The following is an 11,689-nucleotide window of genomic DNA, read 5'->3' as shown; positions in this document are numbered from 1 at the left end:
CCTGAGTATCTCTTCTTTGAAATCAGGCTCATAATGTGCGTGGGATTTCTTGGCTTTTTTTACGTCCATTTTCTGCATTTTTTATGCAAAAAAGTGTGCCGTTTTTTTGAACCACCTCACTTCAACACTTTCAGGTGTTATTGCCCTTGTCCACTGACTACCACTTTCTAAGAAATAACTTTGTTCAAGTGTATTTAAAAACTGACTTTGAATTGTTTCTATTGATACTTCATTTGAAAAAATAACATGAAGATTAATTCTCTTTAATTGACCAAAATCAATACCAGCAAATTTTTCAATTCTAAATTCAACTACTGGAAGTAAGGTTAAATTTTTGAGTTTACCATTTTGGTCTTGCTCTGATTTTAATTTTTTGTAACCCTCTAAAAATAAGTAATCATTGATACCCAAAACTTTAAATTCTGGTGATAAGTTTTCAAGTTCTAAAATGTATTTATCCCAAGTCGGTGTGTCATTAGTTCCATATTTTTGATAAATGGACATTGGTGTATGAATATGTAAATCCCACTTACTCCATTCCGAACCTTTCATATTTTGTTGTTTTTATAGTTTTACTTTGTCCAAGTAGTTTTGGAGTTGCGTTCTTAGCATAGCACCCAACGTACACATATTGGCGAGGGTACGGGCTTTGGAATGCTGCTGTTCAGTTACTTACAAATGTTAAATAGCATTCCAAAAGTTCAATTACTTCCATCTGCCGTACTCTTGCCAATATGATGTTGGGTGCCGTTTTTATTCTCGTGTTCAATTATCGTTTCATAATGTTCAACTGTCGGAAACGGATCGTAATAATCATGGAGAAGTTTTTTCCACTCTAAATATTGAGTTGATTGTCTGAACCCAATTGTGTGGTCTTCTAAATTTTCCCAGTCCACAAGTAAAATATATTTATTGTTCTGCTCTAAACATTTTCGTAATGAGTGTTTCACATATCCTTTTATGGAGCTAATAAATTGTCCAGCCGTTACAAAGTCGTTTTCAAATTGTTTTTCTTGTCCGCTTCTTACGTTTAAAATTGCTACCTCTAAAATCATATTTCTTTAATTATTGATTAGCTTAGTTTTGTCGTCAAATGTATAATTCAATTCCTGATGTTCAACTAATTTTGTCCGCCAACATTACTTTTATAATATGTCAGTTGAAATTCTTAATCGTTTTCAGCCCTCAGTTAATTTGGTTTTACATTATAGGTTGTCATTGCATTTTTTATCTGACTTTCCTCAGTGGTATCTGAGTACAAAAAATAACTGGGTGCTTTGATTGTGTCCACTTTCGTAACTGTAATTTCAATAACTGACTTAATTGGAAATTTGTCCGAAAATAAATCTGTCAGCGGTTTTACTTTTAAGCTAAATTCAACATCTTCCTTGTCAATTATTGTCGCAGTTCCTTGTAATTTGTAACCCTTTTGTACGAAAATGTCTATAAAACTTACGCAAACATTTGGATTTTTTGCAATGTTTTCTATGCTTTTTGGCGAAGCAAGATTTGCAATTAGTAATGTTGAATTGTCGCCATAAGTAAACATTTCTTTGGGTGATACATTTGGAAAAAATGCGTTGTCGCAAGTTGCCAACCAACAAAGAACGCTTTTGTCAATATATTTTTTTACGTTGTCGTCAATCATAAATTTTACTAATTTACATAAGTGTCAAGCCTCGTATAATTGTTGTCCGCCCATATTTTTGTCTGTCTGAGTGGTCTTCTAAAATGGCACTCAACTCTGATATATACGCAACTGCGTATTTTCTAAGCAATATTGATTTTTTTATTGCAAAATGCTAATTTCTAAACAAAAAAACTAAAAACTGATTGATTTAACGGTTTTTTGTTAGAAAATTAAACAATCAACAATACAAAATACGCATTGCACTTTTTTGTATTGTTCTGTTTTTTTAACAATTCAACAATACAAAATACGCATTGCGTTTTTTTGTATTGTTTGGGGAATAAAATTGTTACTACATCGTGTCTAATGGACTTTTAATGTTTTTCACTTCCTTTTTACTAACGTGTACATAACGTAAAGTGGTCTTAATATCGCTATGCCCTAATAATTTTTGAATAAACATTACATCTGTTCCACTTTCCATCAAATGTGTTGCATAGCTGTGTCTTAAACCATGAATCCCTACTGTTTTATTGATTTTCGCTTTTTGGAGGGCATCTGAAAAAACTTGTTGGGCACTTCTTACACTATATTGTCCGCCAAATTGCCCCTCAAATAGATAAACTTTGGGTCTAAATTCTTTAAAATATTCTCTCATTTGCAACAAAACACTTTCTGGAAGATTTACATAACGGTCTTTTTTACCTTTTGCTCTTTCTATAAAAACCTGCATCCGTTCACTGTCAATATCTTCTATCTTTATTGCCACAATTTCACTCGCAAGAATATTTTTCAGAATGTGCAATAACTGTGCAAACTCATTCTTATATGTTGTGATGGTACTCGGGCTGTATGCCTTCAATTGGAGTGTTTCAACAAACTTTTGTAAGGCAGGTTGATTGCCAATCAGTGTTACTTTGTTGAGTCCTCTCATAGGGTAAAAGTATCTTCAGATTTATCAAACGGTCAAACATAAAATCTCTCAAAAGCGAATGAACCTTGATGTACATACGTTAACCCATTCATTTTTATAGAAAGCTTGAATTAATAAGTTGGGGATTTTGGAATCTGCTTAATGATAAATCCAATATTAGCATCGACAGAGTCAGAACTAATGATTAAAATATATCAATGCAATACCACCAAATCTCCAGTTCAATTAAACCTTTCATTTTTACGGAACGTATTAAATACAGTGTTTAATAAGTTTCTTCAACTTCCCGAAAGTTCTTTCTACTTTCGGGAAGTTCTACAAGATTTTGGAATAAAAATTATCCAGATAACTTATTAAACAGTGTATTAAATAAGAGTTGTTAAAACATAAATAATGGCAAAATCAGAATCTGTAGCAGCAGAAGAACGATGATGTTTTCTAAACCATGCCCTCAACGGAACTTACAATTAGAATACCGAAAGAATACCAATTAGTCCACTTGATAATCAATAGGAAACTGATTCAGCAATGAGGTTAAGCAGTAGAGAAATGGAGCAACCCAGTAAGCATCCTTAATGGCTACTTCGATATAAAATCTGAACGATGCGACTCTTTACAATTATAATCGTAAAAAGTGCTTGTATTGGCTTAATCAAAGCCGATATATAATCAAAATGAATTATCCTATTTTTCCACTTTGGATTTAAGCTCTCCCAGATATTCGTATCAACCTATACAAAGACTTACTGGGTCTTTGTATAGGTTGATATTTAAAGGATTTATCCGTTTGTTGTTTTAAAAGTGTGTTGTGAACAGCTACAGTTGTTAGCGGTGCAGGCATTCATCCACAGTCTTTTGTACTTAGTAATACATTTCCTATCGATTAAAAATAAATCGGAGAGCATCTAAATAAGCTACAATAGGTACTGTCATGTGCATTTCATTTGGGTAGTACTTATAGTTGTAATCCAGTCCAACTATCTTTTTTTTAGCAATTATTGAATTAAATTTCAGTAACCCTTTATGAAAAAAAGAATTACTGCCACCTTCATTTCCATTACAATAAAAAAGCTTTTTGTTTAATGTTGAACCACTTATTATTTTATTTTCGGTCAATTTTAAAAGATACTCATTGTCCCACCAAAAGGAAGGGCTTATGGCAATATACGCATCAAACATAGCTGGATGAGTCAACATACAATTAATGGATGAAATTCCACCAAAGGAATGTCCTGCAAAAATTTTGTATGGCTTTGTTTTGTAATTATCTTCGATAATGGGCATCAATTCTGTTTTAATGAATTCAAAGAAATTTTCGTTTCCCCCACTTGATTTATACTGACCCGTTGTGTCAGGTTTGCCCTCGTAATTACTTATGCTCTGCGTTGGTGTTAGGTCTCTTACCCGTTCTGTATTCGGGATGCCGACAACAATTATCTTTGGTATTGCAGAAATATCTGGTCGGCTAAGATAATCAACATACTGAGCAAGAAGTTCAAAATGATTATCACCATCCATTACGTATAATACGGGGAATCGTTTGTTTAAATCCGCTGAATCTAATTTAGGACAATGCACATAAATCTTACGAGTTTCTTTTAAGATTTTGGAGTGTATTGTTACAATCTCACTTAATGGATATTTATAGGTTTCTGTATTTTGGGACTGTGCTGGTAAAGCAGCAGATAAAAATAGAATTATAAGCCATCGAAAAGAATACATGAGTTTGTTGTGTGCGTAAAGCAAGTTGCTCAATTTCCCTTCTTTTGATTGTCCAAATAAAGATGTTGATAAAACTGTAAAAACGATTGATAAAATTTTCTTTTGCATAGTTATGATGTTATTGATTTTTGAGGAATCTAAATTTATGGTACCCAACATTTAACGTATAAGGAAAGGTTATTATTTTCGCAAGCAGCAAACACATCTTGTAAAATCTATTGCTGATTTTATACCAGCTAATTACGTCGCATTTTATTCTTTTTAAGTTTGTGATAATTATCAAAATATTTTAGGCAAAAAATGTACTTTATTTTAAATTTTAGATAAAATATTGCATATTTGTAAAAAAGATATTCAGATGATAACGCCAGAAAAAGTCTTAAAATTCCTAAAACATAAGCCTGCCTTAAACTTGACGCAAATTGAGAAAGAAGCAGGTTTACCTTCTCGAACGCTACATAAAGTGGTGAGTGGTACACTTCGTCTTAACGAAAAACATTGTCAATTTTTAGAGCCAGTTTTAAGAGAATATGGTTATGCTGATGAGTTGTTTTCAAAGGCAAAAATCATTTCAATCGTTAATCACAAAGGAGGTGTCGGTAAAACTACGACTACGATTAATTTAGGAAAAGCACTTGCTCTTTCGGGATTCAAGGTTTTATTAGTTGATTTTGATTCGCAAGGAAACACTTCTCAGTGTTGTGGTGTGCATGAAACGGAGTTTCAAGTAATTGACGCATTGCTAAGTAAAGATGATTTACCAATCATTCCATTGGCAGAAAACTTATCATTGTCTCCTTCTAACATAAAAATGGCGTATCGAGAGTTGGAGTTAATTAACTCAATTGGTAACGAAAAGCGTCTTAAAAATAGGCTACAAAAGGTAAGTAGTGAGTTTGATTTTATCCTGATTGATTGTCCTCCTGCGTTGAATATATTCACAACTAACGCATTGGTGGCTTCTGATTTATGTATCATTCCACTTCAGCCTGAAGCATCTGCTTTATATGGTGTAGATAGCCTTTTTAATCGTATTTATGAAGTTCGGGAGGAGTCAAATCCTACCCTTATTGTAAAAGGCATTTTGTTTACTATGGTAACTGAAAATACGCTTGTTCACAGACAAATGATGGATTTTGTAAAAACCGAATATAAACATATTCCAATATTCAATATTTTCATTGAACGAGCAACAATCATCCAGCAGTCTCAGGTGGCACAACAGGATATTTTCTCATATTCTCCTAAGTCTCCAGTTGCCCAACAGTATGCGGAATTAGCAAAGGAATTTTTCATTATTTAAATACCGAATCTAATGGCTAAAAATTTTATGTCTGCAATGGTTAATACAAAGGCATCTACTCCAACGGCAATGTATTCTCAGGCAGAAAAAGTAAAAAAAGATTTAATTATCTTAGAAGAAATTAAAAGGTTTATTCCGCCTCTTTTACCAGACGAAAAAAAGCAACTTGAACAAAATATTTTGGAGTTTGGATGTAAGGATGCATTAACTGTTTGGGAAACAACACAAGCTATTGCTCAACCTAATTTAGGACTTTCAGATGAGCCTTGTTTTGTGTTGATTGACGGACATAACCGTTATGAAATTTGCCAGAAATTCAACATAGATTTTAAAATTGTTATCGTCGAATTTCCGAATTTTGAGAAGGTATTTGACTATATGATTGACCATCAATTAGGTAGAAGAAACCTATCTATTGAGCAAATTTCATATTTACGTGGATTAAAGTATAACTCACTAAAAAACAGTCAAATACAAAGAGGAGAAGGGGGTAAATTTACATCAAATCCACCGAGTGGACAAAATGTCCAGACGGTGAATGATACTGAGTTATCAACCGAATTTGATAACGATATTCTACCGAGTGGACAAAATGTCCAGACGGTGAAAAAAGTGAGTCTTTCGGAGCAATTAGCGGAGCAGTTTAATGTCAATGAAAAGACTATTCGTCGAGATGCTGACTTTGCCAAAGGTTTAGACCGATTGCCCACTGAATTGAAAAATGATGTATTACAAGGGAAATCTTCAGTCAATAAAAGTACAATTATTGAAATAGGTAAATTAAAAGAATCCGATACTCTTTCTACCCAAATTGATAGTCTTTTAACTTTACCGACTTCCATCCTTGAAACTGCTAAACCTGTAGTTCAAGCTAACAAGAATCAGGAGAGACTTATTCAAATGGTAAAATCAATAAACAGAGCAGAAGATTGTGATAAACTGATTAATGAAATTTTGAAGTATAAGAAAAAATTACAAAGTATTGAATAAATGTAAAAGGAGTGTACCAACTTGAAAATTGGTGACACTCCTTTTTTGTAAAAATGCTTTATGTGGAACTAATTTTGACTTATTGTTTGGGAGTAACTTTTGAATTAATCAGCCCTAAGCAAGCGAGCATCCATTTCGTTTTATTTCTGATTTGTGGATGTATGCCTGAAATAATTTCGAGATGTAAATTGATAAACATATTTAATAATTCTTGCGTATCAATGATATGTTGTTGCTGAGCTTTTGAAAAAGTATATTCAGAGCGAATAATATGCTCAATCTGAGCAAATACGGCTTCTGGATTCTGAGCAACTGCGTATTTGAAATCCTCTTTTTCTTTTCTACTAATATCTAATGTTGTTGTTATTTTAAAATCAAAATGTGTTACGTTTCGTATTTTTCCGCCTGTATTGGTAATTTGAATTTCAATTGGAATGGGCATTTCTGCTAACTCCTTTATGGCTGGAGCTAATACGTTCTTTTTTAGGTCTTTTAAATCGTCATATTTCTTATCTACTTGTAAAAATGCTTTTAAACCTGCAACAGAGTATGTAAAACTTGTTTTTCGTTGTCCCAATTGCATTCGTATTAGTTTATACATTAGTGAAGTATAAATTGATTTAAAGCCCATAATTGTCTTGTAGTCATACTTGGTGTATTCTGACCCCAAACTCGCAAGATATGGTGTGAATAGAGAGTTTGTTCTAAACTCTAAGAAACCCGAATCGTCTTGATTATAGGCAACCAGTGTAAAAATTGGAATATGGGCAAATCTATGCTGTGGGTCGTTCATGTCAAACAAAGTCATAACCTTACTTGCCATAGAATGCGTGACTTCTAAAATTTGACTTGCCCTTACAAATTTTTTGACCTCTACAATCGGTATTCTCACAATTAAAGAGTGATTTGCCTTAATCATTGCATAGTTAATTTGATTCACAAACATTTCAAATAGCTTCTGCTCAACTCTCGTGAACTTAGTACTACTGATAACTATTTGATTGGGCAAATAATTTAGTTTTCGATTAGGTATGAAAGGGTGTTCTTGATAAGTTTCTTCTGTACTTTCAATATGTATGATTTCTTCCATTCAGGTATTGACTTTTAGGGTAAACAAATATAATCAATTTTACAAAAAACTCCGCTTAAGCTTACAAAAAACTCCGCTTATTATTTGATTTTTTACAAAAAACTCCGCTTGCTTTACAAAAAACTCCGCTTATTGATTCCAACACACTGAAAATTAGCAAGTTAGACCCTTCTAAATCAAACAAATTATTTTGATAAATTAAATAAAAATCAAGGACGGAATTACTAAAAATAATAGGATTGGGGTTTTGGTTCGTCTAATTCTGTGTTTTAGCTCAAGTTCTTGTTCTTCATAGACTTAATATTATATGACAAAAAACTCCGCTTGTATATAACTCATTGATTTTTAAATAGTTATATATTTCATTTTTTACAAAAAACTCCGCTTAATATATTTTAGAGCCTAATTAACTTATTGATGTGTAAAATAATTTTAACCTTTTTTTAATCAATTTAATATAAGTGTCTGATTATGAGTATATTATAATCAATAAGCTTTTACAAAAAACTCCGCTTAATACATTCGGATTTTATAAAAATTGTTCTGATAAGAGCATTTTTACCAGATATTAAAATACAGGGAATTGTAACTAATTGATTGTCAGTTAGTTATGTTTTGTGTTTTGGACAAAAAACTCCGCTTAGTGCCTATTTAACCTTAAATAGGCAAGGTTAAATATTGACAAAAAACTCCGCTTAGTATTTTAATTAGCTGATAATCAATTGGTTAATTTTATTTTAAGTATTTTGACAGAATAAAAATCTAAAGTTTATTAAGTCGAATCATAACCACAAACTTACTTTTTTAAAATAATTCCAGTTTTTACTTTGTAATAATTCCCTTTTTTGATGAAGTATTGGTTCGTTTGGGGGTTATAAGTCACGAAATTTGACAGATATTCTAAACTCTGAGTCTTCATATTATAAGTCCTGAAATATACTATGCCTATCCAGAAGACAGAAAGGAAAAGTGAAACGGATAGCGATATACTGCCAAATTTGCCAATGCCAACTAATAAAGCCGTTTTAGGTTTATCACAATAAATCGGACTTTTAGTCTTTAGCAATAACTGCTCAATCAAATTTGTTTGTATTTGAAGTGTTTTTGATGCTTTGCTAATACCAATCAAGATTGGAATAACTGATTCATCTAAGTCTTCAGCTGCTATGTCAAATTCTTTAGAAAGTTGATGTCGAGCTTCTTTTAAGTCAATCATGGTGGATAATTGATTTAATTTGTTCAATTGCTTTTTTGTAGGTGATTCGACCCATTAGATTTAGGGAGTTATCCGATTTACCTTCTGTAATTAGCTTAATTACATCTTTTCCTGATTCTGAATCTCCTAAATTCCCGAAATTTTTGAAAGTGATGCTGTTATTCGCTAATTCAAGTTTTACGTTTTCTAAGGCATCTTTACTTCCAAAAGTACCTTCATTCAATAATACTTGAGTTGGAAATACATCGCCAATTTGCTGTGTTAATTTTTCGTAGTAGTGATAACATGAAACAAAAGCATCTCTTCCAGCCAAAATGATGATAATTTGTAGATTAATATTGAGTTGTGTTAATTCTTCCTTTAAGATTTCGGCTGGAATATCGAATGCGAGTAATTTATTAAATTCTTCTGATTCCGATGCTCCGAAATCAATGTAAATTGTTGGTGACTGTGCTTTTGAAAGTGACTCGAAAAGAGCGATTATTTTCTCTCTTTCCAAGCGTTTAGAGTCATTTAGGATTTGAAAGTGCCTAATTCTATTGCTACCGACAATGTATTCCAAACGATTTGCGGAAGTTTGGGTAGATTCGTCTAAATCAATAAAAGAAGTTTTTGTTTCCTTTTCAGCTTGTGCAATAAACCAAGTGAACAATGATTTACCCACTCCACCTTTCGACTGGAGAATTAAATGAACGTTTTTCATCGTTTTAATTAAGTTTAGAATGATAATTTAAAAATCTTTGCCGAGGTCAAATTCATTATTATTGACAGGTGATTCATATATTTTTTGATAGATTTTTTCAGCAGTATTTGGCTCAAGTGATTGTTTTGATATTGCTGAACTGTCACTTTTTATGAACTCTTTTCGAGAAGAAGTTAACTTTTGGTTCTGAATGTCTTTATTATGTTTTGCTTTGATTTGGTATATAATATCGTTTGATAGTTTTATACCATAGGCTTCAAATAGAAAATTGCAAATCGCTTCAGCTGGCAGATTTTGGTCGAATTTGTCTTTGATATAAGGTAGTAATGAGGAACGCCACTTTCGTTTTCCTTCCGCCTTTCTTTTTTTTATTTCTTCAATAGTCAACATAGTCAGCCTTTAAATTATTGTCAGATTATTATCAGATTAATGTTAGAATATCAGTTATAATCATGTTAACATCAAATTATTATTAGATTAACATCAGACAACCATCTTGAATTAATAGTTGGATTAATTTTTATCAAAATTAGACAAATCTGTTTAATTATTAAAATAATTGTTAATTTTGTATATACTAAATTATATTTTCGCTACGTTTAGTAGTGAAGCAAGATGGAGTTTTTGACGGCAAAAACCTATAGTGCAAGCACCCGACATAGACATAAAAACAAATTAATTCTAAACCCAAAAGACCAATGACCTCTCAAGCCTATCCATCCAAAGGTGGAAGACCTCTCAAAAAATATACACTTTCCAAAAAATCCACTGTTCGGTTTACTCCAGCAGAATTTGAAGAAATTTCCACTAAATCAGCTATTCTAAAAATCAAAATTCCCCAATACATTCGCTCGATGACGTTACAAGGAAAAGTGACAAATCTTTTTTCCGAAGAAGAGCAAAATGCTAAAAGACAGCTCATTGGTATTGCTAATAATTTGAACCAACTATTAAAATTGGCTCACAGGGAAGGTGTAATTATGATGATTAGAAAAATAACAGAAGAGTTAGATGTTATAGACCAAATTTTACTAACGTATAAGAATGGTAGTAGTCGTAAGTGAGAAGGGAAAATCATTCAAAAATCTTTTTAATTACCTCTTTGAAGGCAGATTGAAAGACAGACAATCGGTTGATAAAAAGCCAGAGATTATTATTTTCTCCGATAACATCCGAGTTCCTTTTGGTAAAGAAGATAAAAAAGGACGAGCGAGATTAGTAGATGATATTATATCCCAATGTGAGCAACACGAAAGCTTCGATAGAAAATCTCGATTGGTAGGTGAACATATTTTATCTTTTTCTCAGGATGAAACTGCAAAGCTTAGTAAAGAGCAAATCGGTAAAATCTGTGAACAGTACGTCAAAGATGCTAAACTTGATAAAACGCAATATGTTGCCATTTCTCATGGTGATACTGATAATTTACACGTCCATTTAGTGTTTAATCGAGTTCAAAATGATGTAACTATTTATCCTGAGTGGAAAGAAAAGGTAAAAGCCAGTGAAAGAGCTATTGCTATTGGGTTGAAGTTTAGACTGCATTTGACAGAGAAACAGTCGAATATGGCTCAATCTAAGGGCGTTTTTGAGGTAAGAGTTCAGCACGATGACATTTTAGCTCTGAGAGAGCAGGAACAATTTAACAAAATTCGTAATCTCAAACACTTGGAGAAAGTCGCTGAAAAATCAGGAACTACATGCTGTATTGATGGAGAAAGTGTGAAAATTGATGATAAAATCTATTTTAAAAATGATTTGGAAGCAGTATTTTATTTGAATCGTAAAATTCAATTTGCTGAAAGTCAAGAGAAATATTACACCCAAAATCAAAACACTGGTTATGGAAAGAATCCTAAAAAAATACCTGCTTATCAACGAAAAAAGGAGAAAATTAACGCTGATGAATTTGGTAAGTCTGATAATGAACTAAGAAAAGAGTCTAAAGTAAACACCGAAACAGAGGAGATTCAACCTATTTATATTCAAAACCCTTCAGAAACATATCAAGATTTTGCCCGAAGAAAAGTCTGGGGAAAAGATGATGATGACACGCTGATTCGGAGAAGAAAACGACGTTACCTTAAATAATAGCCTAACA

The 11,689-nt window shown here is 32.3% G+C and carries 13 protein-coding genes; 4 read left to right on the top strand and 9 right to left on the bottom strand.

Features of this window, described 5'->3' with window-relative positions:
- Positions 1-81: 81 nt before the first annotated feature.
- From VB796_RS21510 to VB796_RS21490, 5 genes are all read right to left on the bottom strand, one after another.
- On the bottom strand, positions 82-552 hold the full coding sequence (locus VB796_RS21510; RefSeq protein ID WP_323348650.1) for a hypothetical protein: 471 nt from the start codon (positions 550-552) through the stop codon (positions 82-84).
- Between the two features lie 149 nt (positions 553-701).
- A complete protein-coding gene (locus VB796_RS21505; protein ID WP_323348649.1) occupies positions 702-1,055 on the bottom strand; it encodes an antibiotic biosynthesis monooxygenase in 354 nt (117 codons plus the stop codon).
- Between the two features lie 134 nt (positions 1,056-1,189).
- Positions 1,190-1,648 (bottom strand): pyridoxamine 5'-phosphate oxidase family protein, encoded by a 459-nt coding sequence (locus tag VB796_RS21500; RefSeq protein WP_323348648.1) that lies wholly within the window; start codon positions 1,646-1,648, stop codon positions 1,190-1,192.
- Positions 1,649-1,982: 334 nt separating this feature from the next.
- Positions 1,983-2,564, bottom strand: coding sequence for a tyrosine-type recombinase/integrase (locus VB796_RS21495; protein ID WP_323348647.1), 582 nt, complete (start codon positions 2,562-2,564; stop codon positions 1,983-1,985).
- An 876-nt stretch (positions 2,565-3,440) separates the two neighbouring features.
- Positions 3,441-4,394, bottom strand: a complete 954-nt coding sequence (locus VB796_RS21490; protein WP_323348646.1) for an alpha/beta hydrolase — start codon at positions 4,392-4,394, stop codon at positions 3,441-3,443.
- A 250-nt stretch (positions 4,395-4,644) separates the two neighbouring features.
- On the opposite strand from VB796_RS21490, the gene VB796_RS21485 reads away from it, so the two are divergent.
- Entirely contained in the window at positions 4,645-5,589 is a 945-nt protein-coding gene (locus VB796_RS21485) for a ParA family protein (RefSeq protein ID WP_323348645.1), read from the top strand.
- Positions 5,590-5,601: 12 nt separating this feature from the next.
- Positions 5,602-6,579 (top strand): hypothetical protein, encoded by a 978-nt coding sequence (locus tag VB796_RS21480; protein WP_323348644.1) that lies wholly within the window; start codon positions 5,602-5,604, stop codon positions 6,577-6,579.
- A 79-nt stretch (positions 6,580-6,658) separates the two neighbouring features.
- Here VB796_RS21480 and VB796_RS21475 read toward each other — a convergent pair whose 3' ends face one another.
- The 4 genes from VB796_RS21475 to VB796_RS21460 all read right to left on the bottom strand — a co-directional run bounded on the left by VB796_RS21475 (position 6,659) and on the right by VB796_RS21460 (position 9,978).
- Positions 6,659-7,669, bottom strand: a complete 1,011-nt coding sequence (locus tag VB796_RS21475; protein WP_323348643.1) for a replication initiation protein — start codon at positions 7,667-7,669, stop codon at positions 6,659-6,661.
- Between the two features lie 796 nt (positions 7,670-8,465).
- On the bottom strand, positions 8,466-8,885 hold the full coding sequence (locus VB796_RS21470; RefSeq protein WP_323348642.1) for a hypothetical protein: 420 nt from the start codon (positions 8,883-8,885) through the stop codon (positions 8,466-8,468).
- Positions 8,878-9,588: a hypothetical protein gene (locus VB796_RS21465; protein WP_323348641.1), complete on the bottom strand. Its 711-nt coding sequence runs from the start codon at positions 9,586-9,588 to the stop codon at positions 8,878-8,880. The genes VB796_RS21470 and VB796_RS21465 overlap by 8 nt, the downstream gene beginning before the upstream one ends.
- Before the next feature lie 27 nt (positions 9,589-9,615).
- Complete coding sequence (locus VB796_RS21460; RefSeq protein WP_323348640.1) at positions 9,616-9,978, bottom strand: hypothetical protein; 363 nt, start codon at positions 9,976-9,978, stop codon at positions 9,616-9,618.
- Positions 9,979-10,286: 308 nt separating this feature from the next.
- On the opposite strand from VB796_RS21460, the gene VB796_RS21455 reads away from it, so the two are divergent.
- Both VB796_RS21455 and VB796_RS21450 read left to right on the top strand, forming a co-directional pair.
- Positions 10,287-10,652 (top strand): plasmid mobilization protein, encoded by a 366-nt coding sequence (locus VB796_RS21455; protein ID WP_323348639.1) that lies wholly within the window; start codon positions 10,287-10,289, stop codon positions 10,650-10,652.
- Positions 10,633-11,679, top strand: coding sequence for a relaxase/mobilization nuclease domain-containing protein (locus VB796_RS21450; protein WP_323348638.1), 1,047 nt, complete (start codon positions 10,633-10,635; stop codon positions 11,677-11,679). Before VB796_RS21455 ends, VB796_RS21450 begins: the two co-directional genes overlap by 20 nt.
- The last annotated feature ends 10 nt before the right edge of the window (positions 11,680-11,689 follow it).

It is taken from the genome of Arcicella sp. LKC2W, from assembly GCF_034931005.1.
In the GTDB taxonomy this organism is placed as follows: Bacteria; Bacteroidota; Bacteroidia; order Cytophagales; family Spirosomataceae; genus Arcicella.
The sequence above is the reverse complement of the archived record's forward strand: the minus strand, read 5'-3'. Positions and strand labels throughout refer to the sequence as shown.